Genomic DNA, 18,092 nt, shown 5'->3' on the forward strand with positions numbered 1-18,092 from the left:
CTAATAGAATTTAATCGGTTCTTGTTTCATGGCCTTGGCGACATCGTAGACGTCAAAGGGGACTTTTCCTTTGCCGAGTTCGGGGGCGTTGAACGACTTCAGGTTGTTGTCGTAGAACGTCGGATGCTGTTGGGGTAGGCAGAAGGGTTTGTGCGCCTTGCCATGACTGTCGACATAGCAGAAGTAGGGCTTGCCATAGAGTCCGTCGTCGCGTTTTGAGGCGAAGACAAACCAACGACTATTGCTGCTCCATGAGTGATAGGTGTCGCTCTTCTCGCTGTTGACGATGCTGAGGCTGTCGATGGCGCCTGTCTGGAGGTTCATCATCTGAAGGTCGGCCTCGGGATGCCAGATGGGGAAGGTGCCGTAGTCGGCTACGGTGTAAAGGAGATATCGGCCATCAGGGCTAATGCGGGGGTGGCAGACGCTTCGCTGACTGAAGAGCGTGTCGACCTGGGTGCCGATGGTGCCTGTAGTCTCGTCGAAGGGGATGCGGACGAGGCTGTATTGCAGGTTCTTAATGTCCCTCGGCAGGCTTACGGTGTCTGCAGTGCAGTAGTAGATGTACTTGCCGTCGGGCGAGAATGTGGGGAAGGTCTCGAATTTCAGACTGTCGCTGAGTAGGGGCGAGGAGATGACACGATGCTCCTGCATGTCAGCCACGAAGACGTTGGATGCGGCATCGTAGACCTCCAGCCGTTTGCTAGCCAGACTATGGAAAGCTGGGATGATCTTCTGGGTGGAGTAGGTGATGTAGCGCCCTGTGGGACTGAAGCCGAAGTAGACGCTGCCGGGAATGTTGAGCTTTTGTAGCTCGCTGTTGCTGTTCAGGATGGCACCACCTCCCGGGCCTCTGACATACATCATCGATAACCGTGGATTCTGGTTGGCGTATGTGTGGCAGTTCATGCAGCGGTTCTCCAGTTGCTCGTAGTGTCCGAGGGCGTTTACTTCAAAGTTCTCCACACAGCGCTGCTGGATCTGCACATGGTTCCATATCTCGTAGTCGGGCTCGATGAGGCGATAAGTGAGGTAGGGGTCTACTCGGTCGCCGACCACTTGCCAGCGGAAGGATTTGTATTGTTTCCATGTGCCGTTGACGAGTGCCGTGATGGTAACCTCTATCTCTTTGCCAGATGACTGTTGCATCAGCGTTTTCCAATCGTCCATGTTGAAGACGGCCTCGTTGCCGCTGGCATTGAGTACGAGTTCACCGGCCTTCACCTCGATGGCCTCACAGTCAGCACGGAGCAGGAAATTCAGCGGGGCGATATTCTCGGGGATGGTCACATTGCAGTAGTCGGGGTAGATGGGGGGCAGTGTGTCCAGCTCTACGACATCCTTCGGCGCATGGCTGCATGCAATGCAGAATGATAAATGATAAATGATGAATGATAAACATATCATCCAATTACACCATTTGATTATTATTGATCTCTTTTCCATCTTTATCATTCATCAATTATCATTAAGGGCGCAGCCCGCTAAATTTCCGGGGCTTTCATCTTGTCGAAGTAATACCAGTAAGAATCCTTAAAGGCCGGGTTGCCGCGTTGCTCGTTGTACTGCTGGAAGCGCTGCAGCACATCTAAGCGCTGGATATACTTTCCCCAATCCTCCTGAGGGGCGTTGGTACCTGCCAACCAGATGCACAGGGCTTCCTGATAGAGCGGCTTCAGACGTGGCTTGCCTGTCTCAATACAATAGCGGTCGTAGTCGCGCTTGAAGTTTGTGATATCCTTCAGCAGCAGGTCGCTGCAGAGGATATAGTCGAGGGCAATGGTATTGTCGGGATTGGTATCCAGCAGCTGCATCATCAGGAAGTGGGCATTGTCGCTGATGGTGATGGTGTCGCGACGGTTCACCATCTGCATTTTCTTTTGATAGATTTCCCTGCCATGCTGGCGGATGTTGTCGGCCCATATGCTGTAGACCCATGTCTTGTCAAGGATGCGCAGGTACTTTTCCGCTGCCAGCGTATCGCCACTGACGATGTTACACTCTGCCAGTCGGCGCATCATGCGCACATTGCGGTTGTCAGCAGAGAAGACGTTAGTCATCATGGCCGCCCGCTCCGTAAAGGTCATATCGCCTAAGGCCCAGTAAAGCTCGTTCATGTTGCGGATAGTGAGCATAGGGGTGTCAGGGCCGATTTTCTCGAATGTTCCCAGATAGTTTGGCGTGAACTTCAACAGGTGGTCAGGCAACTCACCCCGCTGGGCTTGCGTCAGGTTATAGAAGAACAGCATCTGGTCTGTCAGTTCGTCTGAACCTTCCACCATCTGGATAACCTTGTCATGGTTGCCGAAGTAATACTCACAGTCCACGGCGAAGTCCTTCTCTAAGATGAAGTCGGGACTCTGAATCTTCTTGACCTCAGGCCGTGCGAAGAGCAGCCAGAAGGGTAGTATGGCGAGCGCAAGCGTTATAAGGCGCATTTTCCAGCCGGGCATCAGCGACACCAGCCATAAAAGGAGTGTCCAGCCCAGAAAGGAGATGGTAGATGAGAGGCGGTAACTTGTGTTGAAATGGCATACGGCGACGAAGGTCATCACTGTCAGAGCCAGTATCAGGGTCACAACCCTGCTGACCTTGAGGTTTCTAAGAGCCTTATAAAATAAGGTGCCAATTAGGAACAGGCAGGATGCAAGGATAATAGCTCCGACGTAAAGATAATAATAGAACTGTGTGAGAAAATCGCCGGTCAGACGGGCTAATCCGCCAGGCTTTTCAAAATAGGAGGAGATGTAATCCCACGAATAGAGGAACAACTGATTCTGCTCCTGGAAGAAGAAATGGTAGGGATAGCAGAACTGGAAGAACCACCAACAGATGACGGCCCAAAGAACCACCACCATTGACCATTTAACATTCCACATTTTACCTTCCACTTTAGATGATAACCTTTGTCTTCTGGTATTTCTCGCGGAATTCCGTGGGGCTGCAGCCTTTGCGCTTACGGAAAAGGCGGTTGAAGTTAGAGAGCGTATTGAAACCCGTTCTCCAGCAAATCTCGCTAACGCTGTCAGCGGTGTCTATCAGTAAGCGGGCCGCATGCCCTAGGCGGATATCGACAATATACTCTGAGATGTTCTTACTTGTACGCTGCTTGAAGTAACGGCTGAAGGCCGTAGGCGTCATACCCACTAGACCAGCCAACTGCTCCAGACCCAGCTCTTCTTTGTAGTGCTCGTCGATGTAGTTCTTCACCTTTAGGATACGCTTCGACTCACTTTCTATCCCGATCTTGGCAAACGACGAGGTGGCCAGTTCGCGGGCGTTGTCGAATTTCGACAGCTCGTAAAGTATATAGAAGAACTCCTGCACAGCAATGAATCCGTCTTCGATCGTCGAGAGCTTGACCAGCCTGTGATACACCAGTTGGATGGCTTCGCAAGGAAACGCGAGCCCGTGCTTCGCCCTTACCAGCATATGGAGGATGGATTTATAACATTTGAATCTCAGTACCGATGTAGTCATGTCGAAATTTATTCGAAACTGCACCGTCACCTCATGGATGTCCTCACTCTTACATTCGTGCTGCTCCCACACATGTTCCAAATCGGGACTTGTGATAAGCACTAAGTCCAGATTGTCTATTGTCTCGCTTGAGTCGCCTACCACGCGCCGTGCTCCCGCTGCATTAGCCACAAAGTTCAGCTCTAACACATCATGTATATGAATGGGATAGTCAAACTCCTTTTTGTGGCGGTCGGCCACGTACATGAAGTCATTCTCACTTAATGGCGTGATCTCACGTATAACTCTTGTTTCCATTTTTGTGTGCAAAGATAATGTTTTTTCTTTAAATGGCACAGCATTTTGGAAAAAATATGTATCTTTGCAGCATCGAATGAACTAAAAGCATAATTTATGATAGTTATGAAGAGATTAGCATTACTCACGGTGATTTCGCTCATCGTTACGATGGGTGTCGCCGCAAAGAACAAAAAGAAAGCGCAGCAGCCGCTAAAGCCAATGAATGAGTTCGTGAGTGAGCTCATGGGTAAAATGACCGTTCAGGAGAAGATAGGACAGCTGAATCTCCTGCCATCGGGTGATATCCAAACGGGTATCTCGGAGAATAGTTCTGTTAGTGAAGCGATTCGTCAAGGGCGCCTGGGTGCTATTCTCAATCTGAAAGGGGTAGATAACATTCTGAAAGTCCAGAAAATGGCGGTTGAAGAATCGCGACTGGGCATACCGCTTATCTTCGGTATGGATGTCATCCATGGTTACGAAACGATATTCCCGATTCCTTTGGCACAAGCCTGTTCGTGGGATATTCCTGCCATCGAGCAGAGTGCCCGCATTGCAGCACAGGAAGCTACTGCCGATGGACTATGCTGGACTTACAGTCCGATGGTTGATATCAGTGTTGATCCTCGTTGGGGCCGTGTGGCTGAGGGTGCTGGCGAAGACCCGTTCCTGGGTTCACGCATTGCCGAGGCTATGGTGCGGGGCTATCAGGGCGATCTCTCGCGTCGTGATCAGATCATGGCCTGTCTCAAGCATTATGCCCTTTATGGAGGATCGGAGGCAGGGCGCGATTATAATACGGTCGACATGAGTCGCATCCGTATGTACAACCAGTATTTCCCACCCTATAAGGCAGCTGTTGAGGCTGGGGTAGGGAGTGTCATGTCATCGTTCAACACGGTCGACTATGTACCTGCCACAGCTAACCGATGGCTGTTGACGGATATGTTGCGTCAGCAATGGAAGTTTGACGGCTTTGTGGTTACCGACTATGGTGCCATCAACGAGATGATCAATCATGGACTTGGCGATCAGCAACAGGTGGCTGCATTGGCTTTGAAGGCAGGCACCGATATGGACATGTGCTCGGAGGCCTTTACCGCTACGCTCGAAAAATCACTTGAAGAAGGTAAGGTTACAATGGCCGATATCGACCAGGCTTGCCGACGTATACTCGAAGCCAAATATAAGCTTGGGCTCTTTGCCGATCCCTATAGGTATTGCGACAAGTCGCGGCGGGCTACTGATATCTATACTGCAGAGCATCGTCAGGCAGCCCGGAACCTGGCTGCCGAGACTTTTGTATTACTGAAGAACGACAATGTCCTTCCGCTCAAGAAACAAGGTACCATTGCCCTCATTGGCCCTCTGGCCGACACAAAGAATAACATCCCAGGCACATGGGCGCCTACTGCCACTTACCAGTATCCTACATTGCGAGAGGGTATGCAGCGCGCACTCCAAGGGCAGGCCACGTTGCTCTATGCTCAAGGCTGTAATATCTGTCGTGACTCTGTGCTGCAGGCAGATGGCTCTTTCTATCGCACCATTCCTCGTGGCGACGATGCCCAAATGAGGTTGCAGGCGCTCGAAACAGCCCGTCAAGCTGATGTTATTGTGTGTGCCATGGGCGAATTGCAAGAGATGAGTGGCGAGAGCTCCAGTCGCAGCAATCTGGAGTTGTTTGATGTTCAGCGTGAGCTTCTGGATGAACTGCTAAGGTTGGGCAAACCCCTCGTGCTGCTCAACTTTGCCGGGCGCCCAACGATTCTTTCTTGGGAACAGCAGCATGTGCCGGCCATTCTTAATGTATGGTTTGCAGGCTCTGAAACCGGCGACGCTGTCTGTGATGTGCTATTTGGTGATAAGTCGCCATCAGGAAAACTCACGATGTCGATGCCTCAGAATATGGGACAGATTCCCGTCTATTATAATCACCTGAACACAGGTCGTCCGGTAGAGGAGAACACCCAAAAGTTCGCAAAGTTCCAGAGCAACTACCTTGATGTGCGTAACGAACCGCTCTATCCCTTCGGCTACGGTCTCTCATATACCACATTTCAGTATAGCGATGTAACGCTAAGCAGTGATCAGATGAAGATTGATGGAACCATCACCGCCTCTGTAACGATAAAGAATACGGGTCACTACGATGCTGACGAAGTGGTGCAACTTTATATTCGCGATGTTGTAGGCTCTATCAGCCGTCCTGTTAAGGAGTTAAAGGGCTTTCAGCGTATTCATCTGAATGCTGGTGAGTCTCGGACTGTTACCTTCAAGATCACTTCTGACCTTTTGAAATTCTATGATTATCATCTTAATGACGTCATCGAACCGGGCGACTTTGATATAATGATAGGTCCCAATAGCCGTGACGTCAAGAAGAAAAGAGTATCTGTCCTCGCCTTTTCCGCGGGGTCTTGATTATCTGTAAAGAATCGTAGAGCGTGTGGTGATATATACCTATTTTGCCAGTTGCTTTTTGCCGTTCTGGATGTAGAGCCCCTTAGCGGGAATCTTTGCAAGGCGACGGCCTTGGAGGTCGTAGATGGAATCATTGACCATGGGCCATTGGCCATTTACCATTGAGGGGGATTGGATGGCGGTGGGCCAGCCTGCCGAGAGGTCTTCGAGGGTGATGACACGATCGTCGTTCATACACTTGGTCCACTCGTCGTGGCTGGTCTTGTCGACGAAGTTGCCTCCCCACGTCTGATACCAGGGCATCCACCACGACCAGACGGCTTCTTCGGCAAACTCCTTGTCGATGTCGGGGATGGGCCCGTTCTCTGAGAGGGTAATGATCTTCTTGCCGGCGGTGAGGTTCTTGAGCTTGTCGAAGGCGACATAGTTGCTGGAGTAGTCGAAGGCGTTATTATAGATGTCTATGGCGACGACATCGTAATAGGCTTCGCCAGGATTCCAGTCGGCATCGTCTACGGTGCATGGGTTCCATACCCAGATGACGTTGTGGACACCCTTCACACTGGTCATCTCGTCGACAATCAGCTGATAGAGCTTGGCGTAGTTGGCACCGCCGTCTGTTCCCCACCAGAACCAGCCCCCGCTGGCCTCATGGAGCGGACGGAAGATGCAGGCCATGCCAGCGCTCTGCAATTCAAGGAAGTAATCGGCGATGGTATGGATGTCCTTGACGATGTTCTTATAGAGTGCTGACGAGGTATTCCAAGTGCCGTCGGCGTTCATGGCGTCGGAGATCTTCATGGTGCATGCAGGCTTACCGTCGACGGTGACATAGAACTCTCCCGTCTTGCGGCTGGGGTCGCGCCAGTGCCAAGTGAAGGCAGGCAGTCCGCCACGATGGTAGAGGTCTTTGGCAAGGGCGATGCTCTTATCGGTGTAGTCTTTAAACCAGGCATCCGTCTCGTTGATGCCTGTAGCATTCATGAAGTCGAAGCCTACGAGTGCCGGATATTTGCCGGAAGCCAGCCAGACGGCCTGCACATCGGCATGCTTGGTGACGTCGCCGTTGGCCGTCTCCATGTCGCCGGTCATGATGCCAGAGATGGTCTTCTTGCCGAAGTTGTCGTAGAGGAAGGCATAGACGTTCTTGGCTGCGTCGGAGGCCTTGGCGTCAACAGGTGTCTGGGCGATGTCGAACTGCACGGCACTCTCACTGTGGGCTACGGTGACGTAGTCGATGCGGAACCAAGTCCAGTTGGGTGTAATCTCAATCTTATTATCGCCCTTATTCATAAGGTAGGGGCCGACAACGGCCTCGCTTGGACCTTTCTCCGTCGTGTTGAAGGTGGCAGCGTTGCCATTGACAGACAGATTGACCACCTTGTCGCCATACAGTCCGTCGTAGCCAACGGTGATGGTGTACTTGCCGCTTTCGGCAGCTGTGTAGGTAAAGGTAATTTTGGCATTGGCCTCTGTGAGTTCGAGTGCCTTACCGCCTGAATACTTCCCATCTTCGACGAGTTTGCAATTCTCGTAGGTAGCACTTTCGGCTTCCATCTTGGCTGCAGTCTGTGCTGAGGCAGAGATCAGTCCGCATACAGACAGCATCAGTAAAAGCGTAGTTTTTCTCATCTTGTTTAAAATTGTTTATAATTCGATTGTAGTTGTCAGAATTTGCTGCAAAGATATGAAGAAAGGCGCAACTGCAGGTTTCCTGATCTTTTAAAAAACGTTAAACGGGCAGAATAGTCATATCATTTGCAAAAATCTGCATAGTCCATCATGTGCCTCGGAACAGCCTGTTCTCAAAGGTAACTTGTTCAAATAGTTAGAAGATTGTCCAAAGGTCAAAGATTATGGTTGTTTTGCCAAAATACTAAGTTCTTTGTCTAAATATTGTTGTATATTTGCAGGCAAATAACAAACCGCTACTGAAAGTATGAGAAAGACAACCTGGATTCTGACGTTATTGCTGCTATCGCTGATGGCGAAAGCTCAAGTGGTGTGGTTCGATGGAAAGACGCCTGTCACCTATAGTGTACCCAAGCGTGTGGAGCCTGTTGTGAAGACTGCTCTTGAGATGTGGAAGGGCGACATACGTCAGGTGACGGGTATGGAGCCTGTGGCCTCAGCAAAGCCAAGGATCAAGGTCGTTCAGGGCAAGGGTGCCGACGACGGTTTCCGTATATATATAAAAGGTGAACAGATCATTGTGGAGGGCTATAATGGCCGGGGTATGGCCTACGGACTGTTGGAGCTCTCACGGATGGCGGGCGTGTCGCCCTGGGTATGGTGGGGTGACCTGGTGCCAGAGAAGAGGGACCGGCTGGTGATAGATGCGGATTTCAAGACCGAGCAACAGCCCAGTGTGGCCTATCGTGGCATCTTCCTGAATGATGAAGACTGGAGCCTGCGCCACTGGAGCTACACCACATTTGAGCCTGCACCCTTCGGACATATAGGCCCCAAGACCTATAAGAAGATATTCCAGCTCCTGTTGAGGCTGAGAGCCAATGCTGTCTGGCCAGCGATGCATGAAGGAACAGTTGCCTTCTTCAAGATTCCTGGAGCCAAGGCGATGGCCGATTCGTGCGGTATTGTGGTTGGCACCTCTCATTGTGAGCCACTTCTTAGGAATAATGTTGGCGAGTGGAATACGAAGGAGCGTGGCGCCTTTAACTACCGAACTAACCGCGAGGCCGTTCAGAAATATTGGATAGAGCGTCTGCAGGAGGTCAGGAAGTCGAAGGATAACATGTTTACCATTGGGATGCGAGGCATCCACGACAGTTCGATGGAGGGTTATCATACGGAACAGGAGAAGTTTGACGCTTTGCAGCAGGTCATCAACGACCAGCAGGATTTGCTTCGAAAGCATATCGGTGATCCTGCCAAGCAGATGCAGGTGTTCGTGCCTTATAAGGAGGTGCTGCAGCTCTACGAGAAAGGGCTTCAGGTGCCTGACTATGTGACACTGATGTGGTGTGATGATAACTATGGCTATATGACGCGCCTCTCCGATACTCAAGAGCAGCTGCGAAAGGGTGGGGCGGGAGTCTATTATCACCTGTCATACTGGGGACGTCCGCACGACTATCTGTGGCTGACAACTACCCAGCCTGGTCTTATCTACAACGAGATGCGAGAGGCCTACGACCACAACTGCCGGAAATTATGGATAGCCAACGTCCATGACCCCAAGGTGGCAGGTTATGACTTGGAGCTTTTCCTCGATATGGCATGGAACATCGACTGTGTGAGTGGTGAGACCATCAACGATCATTATAGGGCATGGCTCTGTCGTCAGTTCGGTAAGGAGGCTGGCGAACGGCTTTTCCCCGTCATGCACGAGTTCTACAGACTTTGCGGTATACGTCGTCCGGAATTCATGGGGTGGACACAAGTGGAGTTGGATAAGAAGGTGTATCCACGTGGCCTGTCGCCAGTATCGGACATACCTCTGACGCCCCAGGAGGCAGCTACCCGTATAGCTGATTTTGAGCGCATCAAGACAACGGTTTCAGAAAGTCGTTCATTGATTCGTCAGGAGTTACAAGACGCGTTCTTTGCTGCCATCGAATATCCTGTTTCCGCTGCCGCTGCCATGAACCGCAAGATTCTCTGTGATTCTATAAAGAGTCATCAAGCCTACGAGGAGATACAATTGCTGACCAGGCAATACAACGAATTGTGTGGTGGCAAATGGCGAGGGCTGATGGATGCGGCTCCACGCAAATTGCCAGTATATGAAAATGTACACGGCCATTTGACGGGAATACCTGCAAACAGAGTCAATACCATTCATGCTTGTGATTATGCGGAAGTCACTGGAAACTCACGCACCATCCAGATGTTAGGACGTTCGATGAAGGCCGTATCATTGCAAAAGAACGGTGTGCTGACCTATCGGTTTGATGTGGAGGAAGAGGACGATTATGTCATCCGTACCGCCCTGATTCCCACACAGCCCAATGACAATGGCGACCTGCGTTTCAGCGTCGGCATCGACGGCCAGGAGCCCACAGTCTACAGTCTGAAAGAACCATTCCGCTCGGAGCGCTGGAAAGAGAATGTCCTTAATGGCCAAGCCGTGCGTGACACGAAGGCTCATCTCTCAAAAGGGAGTCACACCCTGACCATCCGTGCCCTCGACAATCACATTGTGTTTGATTTGTTCTTTCTCCTCAGAGGGAATAATGGATGAAAAAGGAAAAAAAATGGGTCAAATAGAAAAACAACTTTCAGGATATTGTTGTATATTTGCAGCAAAAATGTTATATGAAGTGTTTTTTAAAAATAGGTTTAGCACTATTATTCTACCTTTATGCGCCATGCGTATATTGTCAGACGAGCAGGTTCTTCTCTTCAGACCACTTGTCAAGCACTATGATTTCATCTGCATGTATCGCACAGGATTCAGAAGGATATCTATGGATTGGAACAGAATATGGTCTTAACAGATACGATGGCTACCGCTTTACTTGTTATTTGAATGACCCAGAGAACCCAGCCTCTTTGGGTTATAATCTTGTCTCTACATTGTTGTGCGAAGACACAGGGAGTATATGGGTAGGAACAGCTAAAGGTCTCGACTTATATAATTCAGATACAAATACTTTTGTCCATTTCAAGTTCCCTGATGGATTACAGCCTCGTGTTTCAAAGATATTAAGGCTTGCGAGTGGTCGATTACTAGTTGGAACAGCCGGTTATGGACTATATCAGGCAGACGAGGAAAAACAGGAATTGTTGCGAGTACAGAATTACACATCGGCTGATGACGATGAATTTTATTCTTCGTTATTCGAAGATAGTCAGGGGAATCTATGGAAGTGCGATGCAGTGAATGGTATCACGTTTAATAAACTTTTCTCAGGCAGTAATGCCCATAGGTTTAAATCTCCCCTGGGCACACCAATGTCTTTTGCTGAAAAGAATGGCGAGGTGCTGATATTGTGCCTGCATGGAATGCTCGTTTACGAAAATGGAGAGTTGAAGACATATCCGTTAGAGGTGGAAGTTTCAAATCAGCATGATGCCGTATTCCGCACGATGCATAAAGATAAAAAAGGCAATATCTATCTTGGCACTAGGGGACACGGGCTCTTTGTGTTGTCAGAAAAAACAAACGAAGTAAGAAGAGTGGAATGCTCAAATCCAGAAGTCAACCTGAATAATACAAAAGTATGGAGTATCTTTGATGATAATCATTCGAATCTTTGGATAGGTTGTCAGCAGAAAGGCCTGTTAATGTTGCAGGGCGGCAAATCAGACTTTAACAACTGGAGCTTTTCTGCTCAAAAGATTGGTTTGGGCACACCTGTAACAGCCATTTGTCAGGGTGATAACGGTGTAACATGGTGTTCTGTGCAAGGCAATGGTATATATGGTTTTGATGTTAATGGCAAAATAGTAGCTCATCACACAGCTCCAGCTGCCGTAGAGTTTATCCATAGAGACAGAACCGGGATGTATTGGGTGGGAACAGACGATGGATTATATCGGTATGACCCGTTGACTGGCAAATACAAACTGATATCTGAATTCGAATGTGACAAATTTAATCATCTGACAGATGATGGGAATGGGAATATTTATATCTCAACATTTGCCCGTGGTTTTTGCAGGTATAATATCCAAACAAACCAATGGAAAAACTACAATTCAACAACGACCGATGAAGTAAAGGGAGAACTATGCAATAACTGGATTCACATGATGTTGTCCGACCGTAACGGATTGTTGTGGATTGCAACCGCTACAGGTGTATCGTGTTTTGATCCGCAAAGTGACAGTTTCAACTCTCTGGGGTGGAGGAATCTGTTAGACGGCATGATGTGCTATTCGCTATGCGAACAACCTAATGGCGATATACTGATTGGCACAGACCATGGACTATACATATATAAGCGCCAAGAAAAGAAAGCAGAATCCTTTCCGAATTCGCAATTGTTGAATAACAAAGTGATTAGTTACATTGTGACTGATAATGACGGCGATATATGGTGCAGCACATCAATGGGAATATGGCAGTATGAGAAAGAACAGAAGACTTGGATAGGATATATAAAAGGCAACGGGCTTGGCAGCCGCGAATATGTGGTGGGAGCAGGACTGCACACATCGCAGGATATGATATACTTTGGAACGGCCGATGGTATTACAGCTTTCAATCCCCAGCAAGTGAAAACACGTCGTGAGGCTGTAGGCAGTGTACATTTGACATCGTTTGTAATAGCAGGAAAGAACACGCCAGGCCAGGGGCAGTTTTCATTCGTCATACCCTATCAGACAAACTCTTTCGTTCTGGAATTCTCATTGTTGAATTTTGCTGAGGCAGATAATACAACCTTTGAGTATCGTTTGAATAATAGCGACTGGACAGCTTTGAATACCGGCGATAATAGTATTAGTTTTAATCACATGGCCTCGGGAACTTATCATCTTGAGGTTAGGGCTATGGTAAATGGTATCTATTCGCCAGTGAGTAAATATACATTTGTCGTCACAACTCCTTGGTACAAGTCAACTTGGGCATATCTGCTATATATTATGATGGCATCAGCCATCACGATCTACCTTATATATATATATTTGCGTGACAAGCGGAGACAACTGGACGAGGAGAAAATGAAGTTCCTGATCAATGCCACACATGATATCCGGTCGCCGCTGACACTGATTATGTCGCCGCTGGCAAAACTTAAATTACGCCACACCTCGCCTGAGGATAAAGAGGAATTGGGACTAATTGAGCACAACACTCAAAGAATATTAGGACTGGTAAACCAGATTCTTGACGTGAGGAAAATAGATAAGCAGCAGATGCATCTCTCTTTTCAGCAGACAAACCTGACGGAGTATGTGAATGGTATATTCAAGATGTACAGCTATAATGCCACCGAACGGACTATCACATACACGTTCAAAAGCCCTGAGACTCCCGTAATGGCATGGATTGACCACACCCAATTTGATAAGGTTGTAAGCAATCTCATCTCCAATGCATTCAAATACACGTTTGATGGTGGCCATATTGAGGTATCATTAAATACCACTTCCGATGGCCATGTACGGCTGTGTGTAAGTGATGATGGCATAGGTATAAAAGAAGAAGATCGTAAACGTATATTTGAGCGTTTCTATCAGAGTAGTCAGACAAGTTCATCACATATTACTGGTACAGGAATCGGTCTGAACTTGTGCAAGATGATAGTAGAACTGCATCATGGACAGATAGAAGCTCTGTCTGGTAAAGATGGGCGGGGAAGCGAATTCGTGGTACTTATCCCTATGGGTAAAGAGCATTTGCAACCCGAGGAGCTGCTACAGAAGCATAAGGCGCCAGTTGCTACAGAAAGACCCAACAGCCCGTACCGATTGCTCTTTGTCGACGATGATGAAGAATTGTGCCTGTTTATAAAAAATGAGTTAGGGCATTATTATCATATTGACACTTGTCATAACGGTCGTGACGCTATAAGAATCTTATTAAACAGTAATTATCACCTGGTGATCTCAGATGTCATGATGCCGGAAATGGATGGCTTCAGCTTATTGCGACTGATAAAAAAGAACCCGGAATTGAATCATATCCCCGTTATACTTCTTACCTCTAAAGCTGATATTGCCAATCGTATGGAAGGACTAGAGCGTGGTGCCGATGCTTTTATGGCAAAACCATTCAATATACAGGAACTACATGTCCTTGTGAATAGTCTGATAAGCAACGTACTCAGGCTGAAAGGTAAGTTCTCGGGTGTACAACAACAGAACGGACGATTGGAAACCAAAGAAATAAAGAGTAACAATGAAGTCTTGATGGATCGAATCATGAAAGCCATCAGCAGAAATCTGGATGAAAACGAGTTTGGTGTTGATGACTTAGCGAAGGAGGTAGGTCTGAGCCGATCGCATCTACAACGCAAGATGAAAGAGCAGACAGGCCTGAACGTAGCGGAGTTTATACGTAATATACGCCTTGAACAGGCTGCCAGACTATTAAAGGAACAAAAGATCAATGTATCCCAGGTAGCCTATTCGGTAGGATTTAGTAATCTGGCTCATTTCTCTACTGTTTTCAAAAAACATTTTGGTGTTACACCTACTGAATATATTGCGAAAATAGAGCGTGGACAATAGATGATCCACGCTTTTTTATATGTAAATCAAAAAGAAAAGCAAATGGTTCAATTTTGAAAAGCCCATTCTTTTGATTATCGTAATTTTGCATCCGAAATATTCATTACTAACAATCATTTAATTGGATGTAAAATGAAAAGTATTTATCTTAAAAAAACAACTATGTGTATCGGATTATGCTGCTTGGGCATGATCACCGTACAGAAGGCTTCGGCAGCTACCGAATCAGTAGCTTCCGTTCAGCAAATGAAACAGGCAACTGGTCAGGTTTCAGACTCTCAGGGTCCGCTGATTGGTGCCACGGTCATGGAGAAGGGTACCAACAACGGTACTGTTACCGACTTCGACGGTAACTTCTCTCTTAATGTGAAGCCGGGCGCTACGCTCGTCATCTCTTATGTAGGCTATGTATCTCAGGAGATCAAGGCCGGCGACAACGTGCGTGTGAACCTTAAAGAAGACGGACACGTGGTGAACGAGGTGGTGGTTATCGGTTACGGTACCCAGCGCCGTGAGGCCGTTACCGGTTCTGTTGCCAACATCGGTGGTGAGAAGCTGAACCAGATTGCAGCTACCAACGCCGCCCAGGCTCTGCAGGGTCGTGTAGCCGGTGTGATGATGACACAGACTTCTACCAAGCCTGGTGATGAGATGCAGATCCGTATCCGTGGTCAGCGTTCACTGAGTGCTTCTAACGATCCGCTGATCGTGCTCGATGGTATCCCCTTCATGGGACAGCTTTCTGATATCAACCCTGCCGACATCAAGTCGATGGATATTCTGAAGGATGCCTCTGCCACCGCCATTTACGGTTCTCGTGGTGCCAATGGTGTGATTATCATCACAACTGTTAAGGGTAGCCAGGGTACTCCTGCCAAGGTGACCTATAACGGCTATGTCAGCTTCAAGAAGATTTTCAAGAAGTATCCCATGATGGATGGACCAACGTACTCTAAGTTCCGTCAGTACGTAGGTAAATACCAGAACTCACTCGACGAGAGCGACAATACCAATACCGACTGGCAGGATCTGTATTATAAGACAGGTGTGAGCCACAACCACGATGTGAGTGTTGCCGGTGGTACCAATGGCGGTAGCTACAGCTTCGGTGCAGGTTACTATCACGATGAGTCTGTTGTTCCTACCGAGGGTTACGACCGTGTGTCTGTTCGTGGTAACTTCGATCAGCAGGTTGGCAAGTGGTTCCGCTTCGGACTGAGCACTAACAACAGCTATCGTAAAAAGCAGGGCGTGAGTGATATGCATGCAGTGCTGACAATGAGCCCGTTGGCTAGCCCATACGATGAGAACGGCAACATAAAACGCTATATAGCCATGCCTGCAGATGATAAACCTGTAGTAACCAAGGAGACTGTTGAACGCGACAAGGACGTATGGTTGAGTGAGAACAAGGGTATTGGTTCTTATAATACCTTGTTCGGGGAGGTGAAGTGCCCATGGGTTGAGGGTCTGAGCTACCGCATCAACATCGGTCTGAACTTCCGTTCTTCTAAGCAGGGTGGTTTCACTGGTACCGGCGTGAACAACAAGGATGCCAATGCTGTGAACAGCGGCTCTGTATATGAGAACCAAACCCGTAACTGGGCTGTTGAGAACCTGCTCACCTATGATCACGCATTTGGCAAACATAATCTCAACCTGGTTGCCATGTACTCTGCCGAACAGACTACATACGAGCAGAGTGGTGGTTCTGCACAGGGTATTCCTGCCGACTACTTCCAGTACTATGCACTCGACAAGGCCACAGGTCAGTCAAACCTCACTGGCTATAACTACTGGCAGAGTGGTCTGATCTCCTGGATGGGGCGTGCCATGTATTCTTATGATAATAAGTATATGCTTTCAGTAGCTGTCCGTTCAGATGCTTCTTCACGTCTGGCAGAAGGTCACAAGTGGCATACTTATCCCGCTGTCAGTGCAGGTTGGAACATCGCCCGTGAGAGCTTCATGGAGAATCTGACTTGGATTGACAACCTGAAGCTGCGTGTTGGTTACGGTGAGACCTCTAACCAGAGTATCAACCCCTATTCGACACTCGGTGGCTTGGCAATCCGCAACTATAACTTCGGCAACGGCACCAACTATAATGCTGGTTACTATGTAAACTCACTGCCTAACCCCGAACTCGGCTGGGAGTATTCCAAGACCTGGAACTTCGGTCTCGACTTCTCTCTGTTCAATGGTCGCCTGTCTGGATCATTCGAGTACTATATTCAGAAGACCAACGACATCCTGCTTGACGTGACGCTGCCTTCTACCTCTGGTGTAAGCAGCTATACAGGTAACATCGGTAAGACAGAGAACAAGGGTTGGGAGTTCACTCTGAATGGTATCATCATTGACAACAAAAACGGATGGAATTGGGAAGCTGGCATCAACCTCTACCAGAATCGTAACAAACTGGTAGCCTTGGAATCAGGTCGTAAAGAGGATGAGGCTAACCGTTGGTTCGTTGGCCATCCTATCGACGTGATTTACGACTATGAGTATGTAGGTCTATATCAAGCTGGCGAAGAGGCTGCCCTAAACATCCTTGAGCCGGGTGGTAACATTGGTATGATTAAAGTTAAGTACACTGGCGACTACGATGCCAATGGCCTGCCCACTCGTCAGATTGGTCCTGAGGACCGTCAGATCATAAGCATGGAGCCTGACCTGATTGGTGGTTTCAATACAACTGTTGGTTACAAGGGCTTCGACCTGACCGTTATCGGTGCTTTCCAGATTGGTGGTAAGCTGATTTCTGCTCTACACTCTTCTAGTGGTTATCTGAACCAGCTAACAAGCCGTGTCAATAATATGGATGTAGACTACTGGACTGAGCAGAACACTGGTGCCAAGTATCCGAAACCCGGTGGTATCCAGAACGGTGATAACCCCAAGTACGGTTCTACCCTCGGTTATTTCAATGCTGGTTATCTGAAGTTCCGTGCCATTACCCTTGGTTACAACTTCGACAGCCTGAAGGCCGTCAAGAATCTCGGTATCAGCCGCCTGCGCCTTTATGCAACGGTTCAGAACCCGTTCGTGCTCTTCTCTCCGTACAATAATGAGAGCGGACTTGATCCTGAGACCAACTCTTGGGCAAACCAAAACACGGCTGTGGCAGTTGATGGTTATACAGGCAAGCACAAGATGCCAATCGTAGGTTATAACACACCTGCTACCCGCAACTTTATCTTCGGTCTTAACGTAACTTTCTAAAGGTAAAAAGGTAAAACAGTAAAAAGGTAAATTTATGAAAACAAAGAATTTTAAATACATCCTCGCTGCAGGTTTAGTTTGCTGTGGTCTAACCACGACGTTCAGCTCTTGCGGTGATGTGCTTGACGAGCAGCCCCGTAGCCAGTTCGATCCGACATATTTCAATACGAAAGCGGGTATTGAGGGTGGTCTGACCTCACTCTATGCTCATCTGCGCTATTTCTATGGCAATGGTTACTACCTGAACTCATTGGAGACAGGTACCGACGAGTATACCTATGCGCAGTCTGCCGACGGTAACTTCAAGGATGCCGATCTCTCAGGCGTCGGTTCTCTAACACCTACGAGTTCTGTTGCTGGTGGTGCCTGGGGCACACTGTTTGCAAACATTAACACCTGTAGTGGTGTGATTGAGAATGGTGAGACTGCAGGTATTGATCCTGCTTTGCTGGCTGAGGCTTACTTCTTCCGCGGGTTTGACTATTTCATCCTGGTACAGACCTATGGTGGTGTTCCCCTCGACCTGGGTGCTGGTGAACTGA

At 48.3% G+C, this 18,092-nt stretch carries 9 protein-coding genes; 5 read left to right on the forward strand and 4 right to left on the reverse strand.

Annotated elements, in window-relative coordinates:
* From BMY16_RS07965 to BMY16_RS07975, 3 genes are all read right to left on the reverse strand, one after another.
* A complete protein-coding gene (locus BMY16_RS07965) occupies positions 1 to 1,407 on the reverse strand; it encodes a TolB family protein (protein WP_091841469.1) in 1,407 nt (468 codons plus the stop codon).
* A gap of 77 nt (positions 1,408 to 1,484) precedes the next feature.
* Positions 1,485 to 2,879, reverse strand: coding sequence for a DUF6057 family protein (locus BMY16_RS07970; RefSeq protein WP_091841471.1), 1,395 nt, complete (start codon positions 2,877 to 2,879; stop codon positions 1,485 to 1,487).
* Between the two features lie 13 nt (positions 2,880 to 2,892).
* Positions 2,893 to 3,777, reverse strand: a complete 885-nt coding sequence (locus tag BMY16_RS07975; RefSeq protein ID WP_091841472.1) for an AraC family transcriptional regulator — start codon at positions 3,775 to 3,777, stop codon at positions 2,893 to 2,895.
* Positions 3,778 to 3,927: 150 nt separating this feature from the next.
* Here BMY16_RS07975 and bglX point away from each other — a divergent pair, with 150 nt between their 5' ends.
* The gene (gene bglX, locus BMY16_RS07980) at positions 3,928 to 6,183 is read left to right on the forward strand and encodes a beta-glucosidase BglX (protein ID WP_244512980.1); all 2,256 of its coding nucleotides are present in this window, start codon (positions 3,928 to 3,930) and stop codon (positions 6,181 to 6,183) included.
* 39 nt (positions 6,184 to 6,222) lie between these two features.
* On the opposite strand, the gene BMY16_RS07985 is transcribed toward bglX, so the two are convergent.
* Positions 6,223 to 7,815, reverse strand: coding sequence for a glycosyl hydrolase (locus BMY16_RS07985; protein WP_091841473.1), 1,593 nt, complete (start codon positions 7,813 to 7,815; stop codon positions 6,223 to 6,225).
* A 307-nt stretch (positions 7,816 to 8,122) separates the two neighbouring features.
* Here BMY16_RS07985 and BMY16_RS07990 point away from each other — a divergent pair, with 307 nt between their 5' ends.
* From BMY16_RS07990 to BMY16_RS08005, 4 genes are all read left to right on the forward strand, one after another.
* The gene (locus tag BMY16_RS07990) at positions 8,123 to 10,387 is read left to right on the forward strand and encodes a glycosyl hydrolase 115 family protein (protein WP_091841475.1); all 2,265 of its coding nucleotides are present in this window, start codon (positions 8,123 to 8,125) and stop codon (positions 10,385 to 10,387) included.
* 74 nt (positions 10,388 to 10,461) lie between these two features.
* Complete coding sequence (locus BMY16_RS07995; RefSeq protein ID WP_091841476.1) at positions 10,462 to 14,325, forward strand: hybrid sensor histidine kinase/response regulator transcription factor; 3,864 nt, start codon at positions 10,462 to 10,464, stop codon at positions 14,323 to 14,325.
* A 189-nt stretch (positions 14,326 to 14,514) separates the two neighbouring features.
* Entirely contained in the window at positions 14,515 to 17,550 is a 3,036-nt protein-coding gene (locus BMY16_RS08000; protein ID WP_091841478.1) for a SusC/RagA family TonB-linked outer membrane protein, read from the forward strand.
* A 34-nt stretch (positions 17,551 to 17,584) separates the two neighbouring features.
* Positions 17,585 to 18,092, forward strand: a 508-nt coding sequence (locus BMY16_RS08005) for a RagB/SusD family nutrient uptake outer membrane protein (protein ID WP_139207169.1), incomplete at its 3' end; no start/stop codon positions are given.

The organism is Prevotella sp. ne3005 (assembly GCF_900110085.1).
GTDB lineage: Bacteria > Bacteroidota > Bacteroidia > Bacteroidales > Bacteroidaceae > Prevotella.